Origin of the sequence: Hymenobacter rigui (assembly GCF_003944715.1) — a bacterium.
GTDB classification, from domain to species: Bacteria; Bacteroidota; Bacteroidia; order Cytophagales; family Hymenobacteraceae; genus Hymenobacter; species Hymenobacter rigui.
Window position 1 is genome coordinate 169,115 of the sequence record NZ_RWIT01000002.1, and the last position, 20,329, is coordinate 189,443.

At 63.4% G+C, this 20,329-nt stretch carries 18 protein-coding genes; all 18 read left to right on the forward strand.

Annotation, left to right across the window (positions count from 1 at the left end):
- Positions 1-22 precede the first annotated feature (22 nt).
- The 18 genes from EI291_RS04775 (at position 23) to EI291_RS04860 (ending at position 20,217) form a co-directional block, all read left to right on the forward strand.
- Positions 23-478, forward strand: a complete 456-nt coding sequence (locus tag EI291_RS04775; protein WP_125418560.1) for a hypothetical protein — start codon at positions 23-25, stop codon at positions 476-478.
- Positions 479-527: 49 nt separating this feature from the next.
- Complete coding sequence (locus EI291_RS04780; protein WP_125418562.1) at positions 528-1,106, forward strand: hypothetical protein; 579 nt, start codon at positions 528-530, stop codon at positions 1,104-1,106.
- 120 nt (positions 1,107-1,226) lie between these two features.
- Complete coding sequence (locus tag EI291_RS04785; protein ID WP_125418564.1) at positions 1,227-1,577, forward strand: hypothetical protein; 351 nt, start codon at positions 1,227-1,229, stop codon at positions 1,575-1,577.
- A gap of 58 nt (positions 1,578-1,635) precedes the next feature.
- Positions 1,636-3,081, forward strand: a complete 1,446-nt coding sequence (locus EI291_RS04790) for an SWIM zinc finger family protein (RefSeq protein WP_125418566.1) — start codon at positions 1,636-1,638, stop codon at positions 3,079-3,081.
- 3 nt (positions 3,082-3,084) lie between these two features.
- Positions 3,085-4,863, forward strand: coding sequence for a DUF5691 domain-containing protein (locus EI291_RS04795; protein ID WP_125418568.1), 1,779 nt, complete (start codon positions 3,085-3,087; stop codon positions 4,861-4,863).
- A 221-nt stretch (positions 4,864-5,084) separates the two neighbouring features.
- Positions 5,085-6,185, forward strand: coding sequence for an ATP-binding protein (locus EI291_RS04800; protein WP_125418570.1), 1,101 nt, complete (start codon positions 5,085-5,087; stop codon positions 6,183-6,185).
- 83 nt (positions 6,186-6,268) lie between these two features.
- Positions 6,269-6,517 (forward strand): hypothetical protein, encoded by a 249-nt coding sequence (locus EI291_RS04805; protein WP_170172511.1) that lies wholly within the window; start codon positions 6,269-6,271, stop codon positions 6,515-6,517.
- Between the two features lie 12 nt (positions 6,518-6,529).
- Positions 6,530-7,036, forward strand: a complete 507-nt coding sequence (locus EI291_RS04810; protein ID WP_125418574.1) for a hypothetical protein — start codon at positions 6,530-6,532, stop codon at positions 7,034-7,036.
- Positions 7,037-7,130: 94 nt separating this feature from the next.
- Positions 7,131-7,580, forward strand: coding sequence for a hypothetical protein (locus tag EI291_RS04815; protein ID WP_125418576.1), 450 nt, complete (start codon positions 7,131-7,133; stop codon positions 7,578-7,580).
- 5 nt (positions 7,581-7,585) lie between these two features.
- The gene (locus tag EI291_RS04820) at positions 7,586-9,931 is read left to right on the forward strand and encodes a DUF5682 family protein (RefSeq protein ID WP_125418578.1); all 2,346 of its coding nucleotides are present in this window, start codon (positions 7,586-7,588) and stop codon (positions 9,929-9,931) included.
- 150 nt (positions 9,932-10,081) lie between these two features.
- Positions 10,082-10,441 (forward strand): Imm51 family immunity protein, encoded by a 360-nt coding sequence (locus EI291_RS04825; protein WP_125418580.1) that lies wholly within the window; start codon positions 10,082-10,084, stop codon positions 10,439-10,441.
- A 551-nt stretch (positions 10,442-10,992) separates the two neighbouring features.
- Entirely contained in the window at positions 10,993-12,105 is a 1,113-nt protein-coding gene (locus EI291_RS04830) for a VWA domain-containing protein (protein WP_125418582.1), read from the forward strand.
- A gap of 246 nt (positions 12,106-12,351) precedes the next feature.
- Positions 12,352-13,029 carry a response regulator gene (locus EI291_RS04835; RefSeq protein WP_125418584.1) on the forward strand — a complete coding sequence of 226 codons (678 nt, stop codon included), beginning with the start codon at positions 12,352-12,354 and terminating at the stop codon, positions 13,027-13,029.
- Positions 13,030-13,189: 160 nt separating this feature from the next.
- Positions 13,190-14,557: a sensor histidine kinase gene (locus EI291_RS04840; RefSeq protein ID WP_125418586.1), complete on the forward strand. Its 1,368-nt coding sequence runs from the start codon at positions 13,190-13,192 to the stop codon at positions 14,555-14,557.
- 286 nt (positions 14,558-14,843) lie between these two features.
- A complete protein-coding gene (locus tag EI291_RS04845; protein WP_125418588.1) occupies positions 14,844-15,119 on the forward strand; it encodes a hypothetical protein in 276 nt (91 codons plus the stop codon).
- Between the two features lie 52 nt (positions 15,120-15,171).
- Positions 15,172-15,501 (forward strand): four-helix bundle copper-binding protein, encoded by a 330-nt coding sequence (locus tag EI291_RS04850; protein ID WP_125418590.1) that lies wholly within the window; start codon positions 15,172-15,174, stop codon positions 15,499-15,501.
- 105 nt (positions 15,502-15,606) lie between these two features.
- A complete protein-coding gene (locus EI291_RS04855; RefSeq protein WP_125418592.1) occupies positions 15,607-16,755 on the forward strand; it encodes an efflux RND transporter periplasmic adaptor subunit in 1,149 nt (382 codons plus the stop codon).
- A 270-nt stretch (positions 16,756-17,025) separates the two neighbouring features.
- Positions 17,026-20,217: an efflux RND transporter permease subunit gene (locus tag EI291_RS04860; protein ID WP_125418594.1), complete on the forward strand. Its 3,192-nt coding sequence runs from the start codon at positions 17,026-17,028 to the stop codon at positions 20,215-20,217.
- The last annotated feature ends 112 nt before the right edge of the window (positions 20,218-20,329 follow it).

Sequence of the window (20,329 nt, forward strand, 5' to 3'; positions counted from 1 at the left end):
TATCTTTAGGCCCGATACGACTATGCCCGTCCCTGCCCACCTCCGCAAAAAAATAGCGCGTCGCCAGATTCTGCGCTATGCTGCGCGCCTGCTGCAGTTTGTCTTAACCCTGGGGCTCATGGGGTGGTTTTTCTATAATTTTTTCGGTCTGGATCTGGTGACCGTGAACCAGGAAATGGCACTGGCCGGCCAGGTTACTAAGCGCGACGTGAACCGCCAGCACTTCAACTGGTACCTCAACCACGACGAATCGACCAGGTACGACTTCTGGTCGTTTGAGCCCGGCGACGCGGCCACTGACCAGCTGGTAACCGCCGACAGCCTGGACTTTATGAAGGATGTACGGGGCGGTTTTCAGTATTATAAAACGCTGGGCTTCTACCTGGAAAAAGGGGCCAGGCTGCGCAAGGAAGCTAACTCGCCCCTGATAACCGTGGTGCAGGACCACCGGGTAACGCGGTGGAAGTACCGGCCGTAAAGAAATCGGGCAGCCTGCCAACTACGCCAAGCTGCCATCTTTGCCCCATATGATGAAACGCCTTTTGCCCGCTCTGTTTGCCCTGGCCAGCACCGCCGCCCTCGCCCAAACGCCCGCCACCGCTCCCGACGACCCGCTGCCTCGCCTGATTCAGGAGCGCCAGCAGTTGGTGCAGGAGTACGAAGCCGCCGCCGCCCAGCGCAACGCCTTCCTGGCCGATAAACCCAGCAAAAAAGACCTGCAGGAAGTGGTGAACGCCCTGAAAGGCATCATCCGCAAGGACACCGAAATCGTGCGCGAAGTGCAGGCCGGCACCCTGCGCAAAACCGCCGCTGTAGTGGCCGAAAACCAGCAGGCCAAACAGCAAATCACCGTCGCCCAAACCGACCAGAGCAGCACCCAGGAACGGTTCCACGACCTGGAAAACCAGATTGCCAACCTGCAGGAGCGCGACCGGCAGCGCGACAAGAAACTCCAGGACCTGCAAGCCACCGCCGACGAAGCCACCGCCGCCCGCACCAGCCGCGAGCTGCTGGCCGCCGCCCTGGCCGTGCTGTCGGCCGGGTTGCTGTTCTACGTGCTGAAGCTGCGCGGCCAACGCAGCGCCCCGGTAAAACGCCGGAAGTAAGGCTTGGCACTATGTAGAGACGCAATATTTTGCGTCTCGTCGTTGCTGATGTTGTTTTCCCCCGGTCGTTCAACGACGAGACGCAAAATATTGCGTCTCTACATTGTTCTTACTCCACCCATGCTCACCCCCGCCGCCCAGTTCCTGACCTACGCCGAGGCGGTGGCGCTGTACAACCAGCTCAAAGATGCCGATGTGGATGCGCTGGTGAAAACCTGCGGCCCGCCCTCCTTTCCCTTCGGCGACGGGCTGTTTTACCAGCTGCTGATTGAGGAAGCCGACGTGCCGCAGGCCCGGGCGCTGGTGGAAGCCTTTGAGCACCAGCGCGCCACGCCGCCGGTGCTGCGCTGCCCCCGCTGCCGGGCCGAGGGCGCCGCGCCGCTGCCCCGGCCAGCGTGGTGGCAGCGGCTGTACTACGCGGGCACGGTGCTGCACAAATGCCCGCAGTGCGGCGCGGAATTTCCGGTCTGAACCCCTACTTTGCCCCGGTCTATCCTCCGGCCCCGGCCGGCCTAACCGTGCACCTATCTTGACCTGGACCGAAGAACAGGCCCGCGCCCTTATTCCCGATGCCGGCACCCTGAAACGGGGCCAGGAGCTGGCCGCCCCCGCCCGGTGGCAGAACCTGGGCCGCACCGACACCGCCGCCTGGGGCGAGTGCAAAGGCAGCGGCAGCAAACCCTACCAAACCGGCCTCGACCTCACCGCTCCCGCCTTCAAGTGCAGCTGCCCCAGCCGCCTATTCCCCTGCAAGCACGGGGCGGGCCTGCTGCTGCTGCTGGCCCGTCAGCCCCAACTGCTGAACCCCGCCGAGCCCCCCGCCTGGCTGCAGGAATGGCTGGAAAAGCGCCAGCAGACCCAGGAGAAAAAAGCCCCCAAAACCGCCGCTACGGCCGGGACGGAAGGCGGCAATTCCCCCGAAACAGCGGCTGGCTCGCCTGCTGCTGAGGAGCAGGCAGCGGGGAGCGAGGCCGCCCGCCAGAAGCGCGAAACCCAGCGCCACGCCCGCATGCAGCGCGGGGCCCAGGAGTTGGAAACCTGGCTGCTGGACGTGGTGCGCACCGGCCTGGCTGCCCTCGACCAGCAGCCCCGCGCCTACTGGGAAAGCCAGGCCGCCCGCCTCGTGGACAACCAACTGCCGGGGCTGGCGGCGGCCGTGCGCGAGCTGCCCGACCTGCGCCACCAGGGCCCCGACTGGCCCGCCCGCCTGCTGGCCCGCCTCGGCGAGCTGTATCTGCTGGTGCGCACGTTCCAGCGCCTGCCCGAGCTAGCCGACGAAACCCGCGCCGATGTGCTGCAGCTGTTGGGCGTGAGCCTGAAGAAGGAAGACCTGCTGGCCACCCAGCCCGCCGTGGCCGACGAGTGGCAGGTACTCAGCCAGACTACCACCGAGGAAGACCGCCTGACCGTGCGCCGCTCCTGGCTGCAGGGCCAGCGCACCGGCCGCTTCGCGCTGGTGGTGGAATTTTCCTTCGGCGGACAGGCCTTCGCCACGCCGTTGCTGCCCGCGGGCCGGTACGCGGGCGAGCTGACGTTTTATCCCGGTCGGGTGCCGCTGCGGGCCGTGCCCGGGCCGCTCACTTTCCAGGGTCTGACATCGGCTACGGCCGCTCCCACTGGCGGCCAGGGCCCCACCCGGCTCCTGAACGACTACGCCGACGCCCTGGCCCGTCTGCCCTGGCTGCGCGAGTGGCCCGCGTTGCTGCGCGGCGGCATTCCTGCCCGCACCGCCACGGGCGGCTGGCAGCTTCAGTTTCCGGCGGCTGATGACGGAATGGAAGCCGGAGAAGCCAACACCGGCCCCGCCGCGGCGGCCGATTCTGTGGCCCTGCCCCTGCTCTGCGACGAGCTGGCGGGCTGGGAGCTGCGCGCCCTCAGCGGCGGCCAGCCCCTCACAGTATTCGGGGAATGGACCGGCCGGGGCCTGCGCCCGCTCGGCAGCTGGCCGGTCGCCCTTCACCCGCTCACTGCCTGACTTATGCCCGACGCCCTGCCCCCTTCCGCCCCCCACCTGCGCCCCGCCGCCGACTGGCAGCAGCTCCAGCGCGTGGCCCTGCTGGGCACCCGCCAAAGCGCCGAGGCCCTGCCCACCGTGCCCGGCTTCGCGCTGCCTGCCGACTCTGCCGACCACCGCGAGCAGCAGGTGCTGCTGCTGGCCGGGATACTGAGCACCGTGCGCAAAGCCGGCTTCCGACCACCGCTGGCCCGGGCCGATGCGCCGGAAACCTCCCGGCCCGCCCCGGCAACGGCATCCCCTGAAGCTCCCACGGCGGCATCCCCTGAAGCCCCAACAGTGACGGCCTCCGAATCCCTGCCGGCCCCTCCTGATTCCGGCGCGGCCCACCGGCCGGCCGCTGCGGCAGTAGCCGGGCCCGAAACGGCTGCGCCGCTGGGGCCGCAGGGCGCGCAGCTGCTGCAGCTGATGCTGGAAGGCACCGAGGCCGGCTCGCTCTATGGCTTTCTGGAGGATATGCACCGGCACCAGCGGCGGGTACCGCCCCGGCTGCTGGTGGGCCTGCTGGAAGCTACCCGCACCCGCCGGGAGCTGCACGGCCCCGCTTCCCAGGTGCTGGGCCGGCGGGGCGAGTGGCTGGCCGCCCAGAACCCGGCCTGGCAGCCCGTGCTGCTGGCCGGCGCTTCGGCCCCTGACCCGGCCACCTGGGAAACTGGCACCCTGGCCGAGCGCCGCACCTACCTCTACCTGCTCCGCGAAACCGACCCCACCGAGGCCCGGACGCTGCTGGCCGCTACCCTGCCCCAGGAGCCCGCCCGCACCCAGGCCGAGCTGCTCCAGACCCTCGCCCACCGCCCCAACCCCGCCGACGCGCCCCTGCTGGAGCAGTACCTGACGGCCAAAAGCAAGGAGGTGCGGCAGGCCGTTCGGCCGCTGCTGGCCCGCCTGCCCGATAGTCCGCTGCTGGCGCGGCTGTGGCAGCGGGCCGAGCCCCTGGTGCGCCTCAAAACCGGCCTGCTCAGCAAAAAGCTGCTTGTGGAGCTGCCCCCGGTCGACTGGGACAAAACCTGGCTCCCCGACGGTATCGAGCAGAAGGACAGCCGGTTTCAGGGCGAGCGGGCCGCGCTATTGGGGCAGGTGCTAGCCCTGCTGCCGCCGGCCCGCTGGACGGCCCACTGGCAGCTGCCGCCCCGCAAGCTGCTGGAGCTGGCCGCCGCCACCGAGTGGGCCGGGCTGCTGCTCACGGCTTGGGCCGAAGCCGCTGTGCTCCACCAGGACGCCGACTGGGCCGGGACCCTGCTTGCCTGGTTCTACGAGAAGCCCCGCCCCCTGCCCGCCACCCTGCCCACCGGCGGCCTGGTAAGCCAGCTCACGCCGGAGCAGGCCGCCGACCTACTGCTGCCCCTCATCAACGCCACGCCCCATTTCAGCGCCGAGGTGCGCTGGCTGCCGTTGCTGCAGCTGACCCCCGGCCCCTGGCCCGAGCGCCTCACCCGCCGGGTGGTGGAGGTGCTGCGCGACACCCTCAGCAAGCCCGTGGAACTGTACCGCATCCAGTATGCGGCCGGGCAGCTGCTCGAGCACATGGCCCGCGCGGTGCCCGCCGCCCAGTACCGCCTCTGCGCCGAGCCCCTGCAGCCTCTGCTCCAGGACGTGCCCTACCTGCACAACAGCCTCGCCCGCCTGCTCAACACCCTGCACTTCCGCCAGCAGCTCCAGGAAGTACTACTCGAACCACCCGATTCAACGGCTACATCAGAACGGAGCTCCCCTCCTTGGAAAGGAGGGGTTGGGGGTGGTTGACAATCGTTGAACAGCCCCACCCACAAAAACCCCACCCGTCATGCTGAGCGGAGCCGAAGCATCTCTACTGCTTCGTTGCAATGGTAATCAGGCGAAGCGGGAGAGATGCTTCGGCAAGCTCAGCATGACGTTCACTTACATCGTTCTACCAACATCAACCACCCCTAACCCCTCCTTTCTAAGGAGGGGAACTAGCTCTAGCCTTTAACTTCTCCTCCAATATGCCTACCACGCCCGAAACCGCCGTCCTGCGCCCGCACGCCGAGGATGTGTACGCCGAAGAGTTGGCCGCTTTGCGCGCCGCCGACCACGACCGGCCTAAGCCCCCGAACTGGCACCTCTCGCCCTGGGCCACTGTCACCTACCTGCTGGGCGGCAAGCTGGATAACGGCTTTAAAATCGAGCCCAAGTACATCGGGCAGCGGCGGCTGATGGAAATTGCGGTGGCCACCCTGGCTACCGACCGCGCCCTGCTGCTGCTGGGCGTGCCGGGCACGGCCAAAAGCTGGGTATCGGAGCACCTGACGGCGGCCATCAGCGGCCGGTCGGATTTGCTGGTGCAGGGCACGGCGGGCACCTCGGAAGACGCCATTCGCTACTCCTGGAACTACGCCCGCCTCATTGCCGAAGGGCCTTCCTTGGGCGCGCTGGTGCCCTCGCCCCTGTTCAAGGGCATGCAGGAAGGCCGGCTGGTGCGCCTCGAGGAGCTCACCCGCATCCCCTCCGACGTGCAGGACACGCTCATCACCATGCTCTCCGAAAAAGTGCTGCCCATCCCGGAGCTTTCCACCGAGGTGCAGGCCGTGAGCGGCTTCAACATCATTGCCACCGCCAACGACCGGGACAAGGGCGTGAACGAGCTCAGCAGCGCACTGCGCCGCCGCTTCAACACAGTGGTGCTGCCCCTGCCGACCTCCGCGGATGAGGAAGTGCGCATCGTGCAGACGCGGGTGGAAAAGCAGGGCAAGGCGCTGCAGCTGCCCGTGGAGGCCCCGGCCCTGGAGCAGATCAGCCGCCTCGTGACCATCTTCCGGGAGCTGCGCTCGGGCGTGACGGAGAACGGCAAAACCAAGCTCAAAAGTCCCAGCGGCACGCTCAGCACCGGCGAGGCCATTTCGGTGATGAACAGCGGCCTGGCCCTGGCCGCCTACTTCGGCGACGGCAGCCTGCGCGCACACGACCTGGCCGCCGGCCTCACCGGCGCCGTGCTCAAAGACCCCGTGCAAGACCGCACCGTCTGGCTCGAATACCTCGAAACCGTGGTAAAAGAGCGCGACGGCTGGAAAGACCTCTACCGCGCCTGCCGGGAGGTGGTGGAATAATGGATAACGTCAGCATCATCGCCCGTTTACGTGACCTGGGGTCATTGCCAGACGATACTACTCCTGCCATTGACGACTTTCCCTTGAAGAAATTTGACGAGCTCGTGCAGCAACTTTCCGAGCCTTTGGAACCAGATCATTCTCTGGCTTTAATCAATCTAGGGCCACCGCACGGCACATCAGCATGCGGAATAGAATGGTCACTAATTCATGCTGCAGAGGCTGTTTCCGCTAAAGCGCTGCGTGATATTTTGTTTGATGCAGACGACACGGAGGTCAAAAGAATTATTGCCATGAGATTAGCAAATCATTTCGAAAACAACCTAGAATAATGGATTTGAGATATGGACACTAACGGGCCTGAAGCTTCTGAAACATCTCCTGAATCCTACTGGACAGCGGTTGGCAACATCATTCGGGAACGGCCCTACGGACCGGCCGGAGCTGAAATTCGCTACGGCACGAAGCATTTTGCACCGGCCGCCAAAGTATACATCATCGACTGGTACCCGGGAACGTGTCAAAGCATCGTGGTAGTAGGCCAACACCGCAAATCTAAGCGCTTGATAACGCTGTCACTTGACGTCCGATTGGTGGAAAACCTGCGTGCGAAAGTCTGCTACAACCCTACTGCCATTGCCAAGTTCAAAGAGCACTATTCCCCGAAGTCACACTATAATGCTGGCCCGATTTCCTCCCTCACTAAGGAACTAGCGGAAACGATGTGCCGGGCAATTCCACACTGGCAACTGAACTACAAGACCAAGCTCAGAGAAAGCGCATTACCTATCCAAGAAGAAACTACTGCCACCATTCCATTCTTGGTTTGGCTTCGGAAGCTTTTCCAATAATTCTTGAGACTTAAGTTCTCGCCAAGCCGATCCATAGCCTCCCAACGCGTAGCATAGCAACCGACTATTGGATAGCTATAACCTCCCTTCGATAATGTCGCAATCCAACCCAAACTATGCTGACCTGGGCTTCTCAAGCCCCATGAGCCCCACCTTACGAAGCTTAGTGGAGCAGCAGCTGCTTGTCGATTTGGCTCACTATGGAGTCGTTCGGGAGGGGCTGAAATTTGATTGGTCAGAAAGCTGCATTGAAGGCCATCTAGAGGAATATTTGGGCAGCAGCCTAGAAAATTATTCAGGTATAGCGGTATATGATGCTGACGACAAATGTGTAGCCGATGGGTGGATGGAATTTATTTTGGCGGGTGAGTTCTTTCTGGTTTTCTGGGACTATCTGACTATTCGGAAAAACGGCCGGCAGGTCTTTGACAAAAGCCAGCCTGGAATTCCGGACCATGTATGGCAACAGATTCCGGAGGATATCCGCACCAGCTACCGAAATGACCGAATGAAACGGCCGCCCTTTAATCAGCCTGCTCTCTAACCCCAATGCCCACCGACCTCCGCCTTTTCGGTATCCGCCACCACGGGCCCGGCAGCGCCGCCAGCCTCGTGCACGCCCTCGATGCCTACCAGCCCGACATTGTGCTGCTGGAGTGCCCCGCCGATGCCGAAGCGGCGCTGGCGGCGGCCACCCACCCCGAGATGGTGCCGCCGGTGGCCCTGCTCGTGTACAACCCCAAACAGCACCAGCAGGCCTCGTTTCTGCCCTTCGCCGAGTTTTCGCCCGAGTGGCAGGCCCTCCACTGGTGCCACCGCCACGGCGCCCACCTGCGCTGCTTCGACCTGCCCATGGCCCTGCGCTTCGGAATGCCGGATGAAGTACCTGACGTTGCGTCTCTCCCCTTGGCCCCGTCGGAACCAGTTCTGGAAGCTGACTTCAACTCAACCACGGAAGCGCCAGATCAGGGTGTAGAGCTGGAATTAGCAGGTAGTTCCCCCTCTCTACCGGAGAGGGGGTTAGGGGGTGAGGCACCGGATCAGGACTCAGCGGCTGAAGCCTCCCGGGACCCCATCTCCTACCTGGCCGAGCTCGACGGATACGCCGACGGGGAGCGGTGGTGGGAGCTGCGCCTGGAACACGCCCCCGGCCACGCCGACACCTTTGCCGTGGTGCGGGACCTGATGACGGCCCTGCGCGAGGAGCTGAACCTGCCCGAAACCGAGGAAACCCTGCTGCGTGAGGCCTTCATGCGCGAAACCCTGCGCGCCACCCTGCGCCAGGGCTACCAGCGCGTGGCGGTGGTGTGCGGGGCCTGGCACGCCCCGGTGCTGCGGCCCGAGCTGCTCAAGAAAGAAGACAAAGCCCGTCTCAAGGGCCTGAAAAAAGTAGCCACCGCCGCCACCTGGATTCCGTGGACGTTTGAGCGCCTGTCTACCGCCTCGGGCTACGGGGCGGGCGTGGGGTCGCCGGCCTGGTACGAGCTGCTGTTTACTACGCCCCGCGCCGAGGTGGTCACGCACTGGATGGTGCGCGCCGCTCGCCTGCTCCGCTCCCGCGACCTGGACGCCTCCGCCGCCCACGCCATTGAGGGCGTGCGCCTGGCCCACACCCTGGCCGCCGTGCGCGGCCGCGAGCTGCCGGGCATCGAGGAGCTGCAGGAAGCCGCCGTGGCCATCCTGGGCGGGGGCTATGCCGAGGCTCTGGATATGGTGCAGCGCGAGCTGGTGGTGGGCGAGCGGCTGGGCGCGGTGCCGCCCGAGCAGCCCGCCACGCCGTTGCAGCAGGACGTGCAGCTGCAGCAAAAAGCCACCCGCCTCAAGCCCGAAGCCACCGCCCGCACCCTCGACCTGGATTTGCGCAAGGAGCTGGATTTGAGTCGCAGCCACCTGCTGCACCGCCTGCGCCTGCTCGATATCCGCTGGGGCCAGCCGCGCCGGGCCCACGGCAAAGCCGGCACCTTCCACGAGCTGTGGGAGCTGCAGTGGCAGCCCGAGTACGCCCTGCAGGTGCTCGACGCGGGCCGCTGGGGCAACACCGTGCTGGCCGCCGCCGCCGCCCGGGCCGCCAGCCGCGCCGCCGAGGCCCCCGATCTGGAAGCCGTGAGCCAGCTGCTGGAAGAAGCCCTGCAGGCCGACCTCGGCCCGGCCATCGGGGCGCTGGTGGCCCGGCTCGAAACCCTCTCTGCCGGCACCCGCGACGTGACGCACCTGCTGGCGGCCCTGCCCCCGCTGGTGAACGTGCTACGCTACGGCAACGTGCGCCGCACCGAAACCGCCCAGGTAGCCACTGTGGTGCACCACCTGGTGCCGCGCCTGTGCATTGGCCTGCCGCCGGCCTGCACCGGCCTCGACTACGACGCAGCACGCCAGCTGCTGCCCCGCCTCGAAGGCAGCCACCAGGCCATCCGGCTGCTGCAGGACGAAGCCCAGGAAATCGACTGGTACGCGGCCCTGGCCGTGGTGCTGCGCAACCCGGCTTCGTCGGGGCTGCTGGCCGGGGCGGCGGGGCGGTTGCTATTTGATGCCCATCGCCTCAGCCCGGAGGAGGCCGCCACGGCCCTGGGCCTGGCCCTCTCGCCGGCCCAGCCCACCAGCTACGCCACGGCCTGGCTGGAAGGCTTCCTCAGCGGCAGCGCCCTGCTGCTGCTCCATCACCGTCCCCTTTTCGATCTACTCAACGACTGGCTGGGCACGCTCCCCGAAGACACCTTCCGCGAAATCGTGCCCCTGTTGCGCCGTGCCTTCGCCGATTTCAGCCTGCCCGAACGCCGCCAGCTGCTCGACCTCGCCCAGCAAGGCGCCCAGCCGGCCCTGGCCGCAGCCGAGGAAGACTTCGACCTGGAACGGGGCCTGCGGGTACTACCGGGCCTACGGGAGCTGATGGGCTATTGACGTATCATAGCACGATGTAGAGACGCAATATTTTGCGTCTCGTCGTTGAACGACCGGCTTCGCGCAGATCAAACAGCATCAGCAACGACGAGACGCAAGATGTTGCGTCTCTACACCGTTCCAATTACCAGCCGTCGTACCTTGCCACCTATGCCTACTACCTACCCTTTCCAGGTTGCTGATTTAGCCGACAAGGCCGAGCCCGGCCGCCAGGAGCGCATCCTGGTGAACCTCACCAACCTGGAGGACTATTACAACGTGTTCGAGAAGTACGGCTTCAGCGGCAGCGGCGCCAGCTGGGCCGAGCACATCGAAACCATCCTGGAGGAGCACGCCCCCGCCCTACTCGACCACGTGGAGCTGGCCGGCCAGGGCGACATTTTCCTGGCCTTCACCGACGGCCCCGCCGCCACCGAGCAGTTTCTGGCCCTAATTCAACCCATTTTCGGCGACCTGGGCAGCCTCAACAAGTACCTCAGTCAGGCTGACCCCGGCGACTTTTTTGAGTAGACATTTTTCCTATGCCAGCCACCCCTGCTATTGTCACCTTTTGGGGTGCTTTACTTGGTATTGCAGCCCTAACTGCCTGCACAACTCAATCAGAAAATCCGCAAAACCCTCTACTTCCAGACACTGAAGTGTCTGTTATGCCTGTCAGCAGTGCTACCCATGACACATTCTCAATTTCAACACCACACACGGTAAAAGTGTACCTAAACAGTCGTGCCTTGTACCGGCAGGCAGTGGCAAATGGAATAACAGATTACCTGCAATTCTCTTGTAAGTCAGAAAGTAAAGGACTGAGTATTGTCCACTATAGACTCCAACAAGACACTGCCTACGTGACATTCGATATAACTGATCCGACAGCATTTAAACAGCCTGTGGATGTAGCCCACTTGAAGTATTCCTTTGCACTGGACCTAAATCTCAGACGGCCCGGCATCGATTCAACTTTTAACTCCCTAGATGTCTTCTACATCAGCAGTAAGCCATAAGCATAATCAGCAGTAAGCCAAATGCATATGGCTTACTAACATTTTCGAACCCAACAACAATGTATGCCCCCCTCCACCGACAACGCCACCCGCTGGAAGCTCGTGCTCGGCTCCGAGGCCGACGCGCAGAACCAGATTGCCTTCGATGCCGATTACAAAGGCATGGACGACGTGCTGACCTCGCTCTATGACCAGTCGGAGCGCAAGGCGGGGCTGGGCGGCTCCGCGCCCCGCGTGAGCCGCTGGCTAGGCGACATCCGCACCTACTTCCCCACTGAGGTAGTGGCCGTGATGCAGCGCGACGCCATGGACCGCCTGGGGCTGCACCAGCTGCTGCTGGAGCCCGAGATTCTGCGCACGGTGCAGGCCAATGTGCAGCTGGTGGGCATGCTCATGTCGCTGAGCCGGGTGATGCCCCAGAAGGTGAAGCACACCGCCCGCGAGGTGGTGGGCCGGGTGGTGAAGGAGCTGGAGCAGCAGCTCTCGAACCCTCTGCGGCAGGCCGTGCAGGGCGCCCTGAGCCGCGCCGTGCGCAACCCTCGCCCCCGCTACCGCGAAATCGACTGGGCCGCCACCATTCGGGTCAACCTTAAGCACTACCAGCCGGCCCAGCGCACCATCGTGCCCGAGCGGCTGGTGGGCTTCGGGCGGCGCGGGCAGGCGCTCAAGGAAATTGTGCTGTGTGTGGACCAGAGCGGGTCTATGGCCTCCTCGGTGGTGTACGCGGGCGTGTTCGGGGCGGTGCTGGCCTCCATCAAGGCCGTGAAAACGCACATGGTGGTGTTTGATACCAGCGTGGTGAACCTGTCCGAGGATCTGCAGGACCCGGTGGACTTGCTGTTTGGGGTGCAGCTGGGCGGCGGCACCGATATCAACCTGGCCCTGGGCTATTGCCAGCAGCTCATTACCCGCCCCACCGATACCATTCTGTTGCTTATCAGCGACTTGCACGAGGGCGGCAATGAGCGGGAAATGCTCAAGAAAGCTGCTGCCCTGCGTGCTGCCGGCGTTACCGTCGTAGCCCTGCTGGCCCTCTCCGATGACGGCGCCCCCAGCTTCGACAGGCGCGTGGCCGAGCAGCTGGCCGCCCTCGATATTCCATCTTTTGCCTGCACGCCGGGCCAGTTCCCGGGCCTGATGGCGGCGGCTATTCAGGGCGGCAAGCTACAGGTGTAAACCGCATGTCATTCCGGGCAGGAAGAGGAATCCGGGAACGTATTTTGAAAATACAGAAGAACGTCATGCTGAGCTTGTCGAAGCATCTCTACCGAGGGTAATCAAGTACTGCCATAACGAAGTGGTAGAGATGCTTCGACAAGCTCAGCATGACGTTCTGATACCGTTTCGCGCCGCTCAGAATATAACCACAGCTTGCTGGCGTCATGGGCCCGTATACGCCAACTGCGTTACTTTACTGCCCGCATGAAAATACTCCTGGTGGAAGACGAGCCCAAGCTGGCGTCTTTCGTGAAAAAAGGCTTCGAGAATGAGGGCTACGAAATCGACGTAGCCTACGACGGGCGCGTGGGCCAGTCGCTGATTCAGCAGAACCGCTACGATTTGGTGATTCTGGACGTGAACCTGCCCTACGTGAACGGCTTCGAGCTGTGCCGGCTGGTGCGCCGCCAGGATGCCCGCGTGCCCGTGCTGCTGCTCACCGCCCTCGACAGCCTCGACGACAAAGTAACCGGCTTCGAGGCCGGCACCGACGACTACCTGGTGAAGCCCTTCGAGTTCAAGGAGCTGCTGCTGCGGGCCCGGGTGCTCACGCGCCGCCACACCGAGGCCGCCACTGTGAAACAAGCCCTGCGCATTGCCGACCTGGAGCTGAACCTCGACGCCAAAACCGTAACCCGCGCCGGCCAGCGCATCGACCTCACCACCAAGGAATACGCCCTGCTGGAGTACCTGCTGCTGAACCGGGGCAAAATCATTTCCCGGGTAGATATTGCCGAGAAGGTCTGGGAGCTGAATTTCGACACCAACACCAACGTCATCGACGTGTACGTGAGCTACCTGCGCAAAAAGCTGGATAAGGGCTACCCCGTTAAGCTCATTCACACGGTGGTGGGCATGGGCTACGTACTGCGGGAAGGGTGATTTTTAATTAAAAATTGAAAATTAAAAGGCATTGCCTTCGAATGGCTTTACGCCGTTCATCCACCTGCGTCTTGCACTGCCCGCTGTGGCTGTTGGCCCAAACGGAACCAAGGTTGCAACACCCACCGCACTAAACTTTTAATTTTTAATTCCCCCTCCTGTGCTCATCCGCAACAAGCTGGTTTTGCGCTTTACCCTGCTGGTGGTGGGTATTCAGCTGTGCTTTTCCGTCTTTATTTATTACTTCCAGGCCACTACCCGGGAGCAGCGGTTTATCAACCGCCTGGCCGGCAAGGCCACCATGACGGCCCGGGTGCTGGTGCGCCACGACAGCCTCAACCACGACCTGCTGCGCACCATGCACCGCCGCGACCTGTTCACGGTGCCGGGCGAGCAAATCAGTATCTACGGGCCCGGCCAGCACCTCATCTATACCAGCGCCGACGGCCTTAGCCAGAAGCTGAACTCCCGCTTTCTGGGCCGCATCCGGCCCGACCAGCCGGTGCAGTTTACCGATGGGGCGCTGGAATCAATTGGGCTGTATTATGAGCGCAACGGCCAGCCGTATTGGATTTTCGCCGCCGGTCACGACGATTTCGGGCACCGACAGCTGCAGAAGCTGGGGCTGATTCTGCTGGCGGCCAACCTGGGGGCGCTGGTGCTCATCATTCTGGCGGGCTGGTATTTCGCGGAGGAGTCGCTGAAGCCGATTTCGCGGGTTATCAGGCAGGTAGAGCGCATCACGGCCTCTCGCCTGAATGCCCGGGTGGACGAGGGCAACGGCACCGATGAAATTGCCCAGCTGGCCCGCACCTTCAACCACATGCTGGGCGGCGTGGAGCAGGCGTTTGAGTCGCAGAAAAGCTTTCTGAGCAACGCCAGCCACGAGCTGCGCACGCCCCTGGCCTCGGTGCTGGGCACGCTGGAAACCGCCTACGCCTACGATACCGATTTAGCGGAGGCCAAACGGAGCATCAGCTCCGCCACCGAGGAAATCAAAAAGCTCATTGAGCTGACCAACGGCCTGCTGAGTCTGGCCAAAGTAACCGACGCCTCCCCCCGCCGCGACTTGGTGCGGCTGGATGAGTGCCTGACCCAGGCCATCGACTCCTGCCAGGCCTGCTACCCCGGCCGCCTGGTGCAGTTGCAGTTTGGCCTGCTGCCGCCCGAGGTGGAGGATATGTTTATGGTGCGCGGCAACGCCCAGCTACTCACCACGGCCCTGCTCAACCTGCTGGATAATGCCTGCAAATACTCCCGGGAAACCGTGCAGGCCGAGTTGGGCTACCTCTCCCCGAAAACCGTGCAGGTGCGCGTAACCGACCAGGGCATCGGCATGGAGCCCCACGAACTGGCCCGCATCTACGAGCCGCTGTACCGCGCCGGTACCGATACTACTGCCCCCGGCTACGGCATCGGCCTGCCCATGACGCGCAAAATTGTGCTCCTGCACGGCGGCCACATCGAGCTGACCTCCACGCTGGGCCGCGGCACCACCGCCACCGTGCAGTTCCCGGCGGCGGAGTAGTTGAATTTGGGAAGCGGTTTAGAAAGTCATAACAGCCTAAAGAACGTCATGCAGAGCATGTGGCGCCTCAAGCCAGTGACGAAGCATCTCGCGTGCTGATGTTGCAATGCTATTCAGATGTCATCAAGCGAGATGCTTCGTCACTGGCTTGAGGCGCCACATGCTCTGCATGACGTAGCACTACTTTTTTGACGGCTTCGAGGTAAATGGTGACTCATCACGCCCATTTAACATCTTCTAATTCCCTTCTCATACGGTTTTAATGCCGGCGGGCGTGTTTTGCGCCATGACCGGACAACCAACCGCATCCGCTGCTGCCCCACGCAACCGGTTTCTGCTCGGGTTGCTGCTGGCTACGCTGCTGCTGTCGACGGCCCTGAACCTGTATCTGCTGTTTCAGGGGCCACAGTACGCTCCCGAGTACGACCTGGACGCGCAGCTGCCCGAGCTGGTGACGGAAGTGGAGCTGCAGCAGGCCCGCCGCGCGCTGGCCGAGTGCCAGTCCGGCCACCCCGTTACGCCCGACACGCTCACCACCGTTACTGTCCCCCGCCACCCCTGACCGGGGTGGCCTTGCCGCTGCCAAGCGGCTTTTTTGTTTTCTCCCTTCCTTCATGCTCCCTCGCCAACAACACGTTCTGAACGCCCTGGCCATCTGTGCGGCCGCCTGCGACAATTGCGCCGCCCTGGGCCTGCCCGCCCTGGCCTCTACCCCCACCCAGCTCCGCAGCCTGCAGCTCAGCCGCGACTGCGCCGACTTGTGCCGGCTGGCGGCGGCCTTCGTGGCCCGCGAGGCCGAACACGCCGTGCACATTCTGCGCGAGTGCGCCGAGCTGTGCCGGGCCTGCGCCGATGCGTGTACCCAGTTTGCCACCGACCACCACCGGGTGTGCACCGAAGCCTGCCGCCGGGGCGAAGACGCCTGCCGCACGGCCTTTGTGTAGGCCGGTTTTAATGTTTTCTAATGTGAGCCTCACGCGGCTCTAATGCCGGCGGATGAGCTTTGCCGGACACGCTCCTTCTCTGTGCCTTTTCTCCGACACCTGACTATGCCTGCTCCTGTTCTGAAATCCTTACGCTGGCTCCTGCTGCCGCTGGCCTCGGCCGCCTTGGCGGGCTGCGGGGCCAACTCCCAGGCCGAAACGCCCAAAGCCGAAGCTCCGCCCGCCCTGCCCACCACCCAGCTCACCGCCCGCGACACCATCCTGACCCACGATTACGTGGCCGATATTCAGGCGGTGCAGAACGTGGAAATCCGGGCCCGGCTGGAGGGGTTTTTGGAGCAGATTTACGTGGATGAGGGCCAGGCCGTGCGCAAGGGCCAGCCCCTGTTTCGCATCAACGATACGGAGTACAAAAGCCGGCTGAGCCGGGCCCAGGCCGAGCTGAGCAGCGCCCAGGCCGCCGCCCGCGTGGCCCGCCTGGAGCTGGAGCGCGTGCAGCTGCTCACCAGCAAGGACATCATCTCCAAAACCGAGCTGGAAGTGGCCCGGGCCAAGTACCACGCCGCCCAGGCCGATATTCAGCAGGCCCGCTCCACGGCCGCCAACGCCGCTTTGCACCTCTCCTATACCCTGGTGCGGGCCCCCTTCGATGGCGTTATGAACCGCATTCCGCTCAAGAAAGGCAGCGTGATTGAGGACGGCACCCTGCTCACTACCGTGTCAAACATCAACGAGGTGTTTGCCTACTTCAACGTGTCGGAGGCCGAGTACTTGGCCTATGCGAAGAAAGCCGGCCGCGACTCGGCCCGGGCCACCAACGTGGCCCACCTGCTGCTGGCCGACGGCTCCACGTACTCGGTGAAGGGCAAGGTGGAAACCGTGGAAAGCCAGTTTCAGGCGGGCACCGGCTCCATTGCCTTCCGGGCCCGCTTCGATAATCCCCAGGGCCTGCTGCGCCACGGGGCCAGCGGCAAGGTGCGCCTGAGCAGCACCGTGGAGGATGCCGTGCTGGTACCCCAGAAATCGGTGTTCGAGATTCAGGATAAGAACTACGTGTTCATGGTGGATAAGCAGGGCCGGGTGAAGCAGCACGCCTTCCAGCCCCAAACCCGCCTCTCCGACTTCTACGTGGTGAAAACCGGCCTCAAAAGCGGCGACAACATCGTGTACGAAGGCGTGCAGGACCTGCGCGACGGCGCCACCATCCGTCCCCAGCCCGTGGCTATGAACGAGCTGATTGAAGAAGCACGGTAGGGTTGGTAATAAGTCTAAAGCTAGAGGACTAAAAACTAGCTCCCCTCCTCAGATGAGGAGGGGTTGGGGGTGGTTGACCGGAGCGTTAGGGTTGGTATTGGTCCTGGATTTTATTCCTGGTTGAGGGGCTGGGAAGTATGATACTGGCGCTAAAACGATGATGCCCATCAACCACCCTTAACCCCTCCTCATCTGAGGAGGGGAACTAGCTCAAGCCTTGGTTCTTCCCCCCGCTCCCTACGGTTCACCTTCCCCGATACCCCACACCCTATGCTCGCACTCTTCATTCGCCGGCCGGTTCTCTCGTTGGTGATTTCCCTGTTTATCACGTTTCTGGGCGGGCTGGCGCTTTTCTCGCTGCCCATCACCCAGTTCCCCGACATCGTGCCACCCTCCGTGACGGTGACGGCCCGCTACACCGGGGCCAACGCCGAGGTGTGCGCCAAGGCCGTAGCTACGCCGCTGGAGCGGGCCATCAACGGGGTGCCGGGCATGACCTACATGTCGTCGGTGAGCAGCAACAGCGGGCTGACGGTGATAACCGTGTTTTTCCAGGTGGGCACCGACCCCGACCTGGCCGCCGTGAACGTGCAGAACCGGGTGCAAACCATCATTGATGAGCTGCCGGAAGAGGTAATCCGGGCCGGGGTGAGCACCGAGAAGGAGGTGAACAGCATGCTGCTCTACCTCAACGTGATGAGCGAAGATCCCAAGGTGAGCGAGAAGTTCATCTACAACTTCGCCGATATCAATGTGTTGCAGGAGCTCAAGCGAATTGACGGGGTGGGCTTTGCCGAAATCATGGGCCAGCGCGAGTACTCCATGCGCGTGTGGCTGCAGCCCGACCGCATGGTGGCCTACAACGTGTCGGCCGAGGAAGTGGTGGAGGCCATCCGGGCCCAGAACGTGGAGGCCGCGCCCGGCAAATCGGGGGAAAGCTCGGGCCAGGATGCCCAGATGCTGCAGTACGTGCTGCGCTACACCGGCAAGCTCTTCGAGCCCAAGCAGTACGAGGACATTGTGCTGCGCGCCAACCCCGACGGCTCGGTGCTGCGCCTCCGGGACGTGGCCCAGGTGAAGTTCGACGTGCTCAGCTACGGCATGGTATCCAAGATTGACGGCCGGCCCTCGGCGGCCATCATGCTCAAGCAGCGCCCCGGCTCCAACGCTTCGGATGTCATTAAGCAGGTAAAGGAGCGCATGGCTGAACTGAAGCAGACGTCCTTCCCACCCGGCATGACCTACAACGTGGCCTACGACGTGTCACGCTTCCTCGATGCTTCCATTCATGAAGTGCTGCGCACCCTGGTCGAGGCGTTTCTGCTGGTGTTCGTGGTGGTGTACCTGTTTTTGCAGGACTGGCGCTCCACGCTTATTCCGGCGCTGGCCGTGCCGGTGGCGCTGGTGGGCACGCTGTTTTTCATGCAGCTGCTGGGCTTCAGCATCAACCTGCTCACGCTGTTTGCGCTGGTGCTGGCTATTGGCATTGTGGTGGATAACGCCATTGTGGTGGTGGAGGCCGTGCACGCCAAAATGCACGAAAAGCACCTCTCGGCGATGGATGCCACGCTGGAAGCCATGTCGGAAATTGGCGGGGCCATTGTGGCAATTACCCTGGTGATGTCGGCGGTGTTCGTGCCGGTGTCGTTTATGGACGGGCCCGTGGGCGTGTTCTACCGGCAATTTTCGCTTACGCTGGCTATATCCATCGTCATTTCGGGGGTGAATGCGCTTACCCTGACGCCGGCGCTGTGCGCGCTGATGCTCAAACCAACCCACGCCATTGAGGGCGACACGCCCGATGCTGCAACCGGCCGGAAGCTGGGGCTGCTGGATCGGTTCTTTGCCGGTTTCAACCGCCGCTACGAGGCCCTGGCCACCCGCTACCAGTGGCTGGTGCGCACCGTGGCCAGTCGGCGCGTTGTTACCATTGGCCTGCTGGTGGGGTTCTGCCTGGCAACCTGGGGGGTGAATGCGGTGCTGCCCAGCGGCTTTATCCCGACTGAGGATCAGGGCATGGTGTATGTGAACGTGACTACGCCGCCCGGCGCCACCGTGGAGCGTACCGAGAAAGTGCTCGACGAAATCCAGCAAGTGGCCGCCAAGCTGGGCCCGGTAGAATCGGTGTCGACGCTGGCCGGCTACAGTCTCATGAACGAGGTGGCCGGGGCCAGCTACGGCATGGGCATGATCAACCTGAAAGCCTGGGACGACCGGAAGGAATCGGTAACCGACCTGATTGCCCAGCTCAACGAGCGCACCAAGCACATCCACGACGCCGACATCCAGTTCTTCCCTCCGCCCACCGTGCCGGGCTTCGGCAACTCCAGCGGCTTCGAGCTGCGCCTGCTCGACAAAACCGGCCGCGGCGACCTGCCCGCCACCGCCCGGGTGGCCGATAAGTTCATCACCGCCCTCACCAACACGCCGGCCGTGGGCGGGGCCTTCACCGGCTTCGATGCCAGCTTCCCCCAGTACCTCATCCACGTAGACCAGGACCAGGCGGCCAAGAAGGGCGTGACCGTGGAAAAGGCCATGAGCACGCTGCAGACGCTGATGGGCTCGTTCTACGCCTCCAACTTCATCCGCTTCGGGCAGATGTACAAGGTAATGGTGCAGGCCGCCCCCGGCTACCGCACCAGCCCCGAGGACGTGCTGAAAATGCACGTCAAAAACGACCGGGGCGAGATGGTGCCCTACTCCAGCTTCGTGCGCCTGGAGCGGGTGTACGGCCCCGAGCAACTGACGCGCTACAACATGTACACCTCGGCCATGCTCAACGGCGACGCGGCCCCCGGCTTCAGCTCCGGCGACGTAATCAAGACCATTGAGGAAGTGGCCGCCAAGGAGCTGCCCCGCGGCTACAGCTATGAGTGGAGCGGCATGACGCGGGAGCAAATCCTGAGCGGCAACCAGGCCCTCTACGTGTTTGCGGTAGTGCTCCTGTTTGTGTACCTGCTGCTGGCGGCCCAGTACGAAAGTTTCCTGCTGCCGCTGCCGGTGCTGCTGAGTTTGCCCACCGGCATCTTCGGGGCCTTCCTGTTTCTGAAGCTGCTAGGCCTGGAAAACAACATCTACGCCCAGGTTTCGCTGGTGATGCTCATTGGCCTGCTGGGCAAGAACGCCATTCTCATCATCGAGTTTGCAGTGCTCAAGCGCCAGGAGGGGCTGTCGGCGCTGGAAGCGGCGGTGCAGGGCGGCTACTCCCGCCTGCGCCCCATTCTGATGACCAGCTTCGCCTTTATTGCCGGCCTGATTCCGCTGACCATTGCCACCGGCGCGGGCGCGCTGGGCAACCGCTCCATCGGCACCGCGGCGGCCGGCGGCATGTTCATCGGCACCCTGTTTGGCGTCATCCTGATTCCGGGCCTCTACGTGCTGTTTTCGCGCCAGAGCAAGCAGGAGAAGAAGCGTAAGCAGCTCACCGAGCCCACCGAAGCCCTGGAACCCGCCCACGCCTGACGAACGTGGCTCCCCTCCTTGGAAAGGAGGGGTTGGGGGTGGTTGATGACGGTAGAACGATGCACAAGAACATCACCCTACGCCGCGGTATAAATGTAACGTCACATGCTCA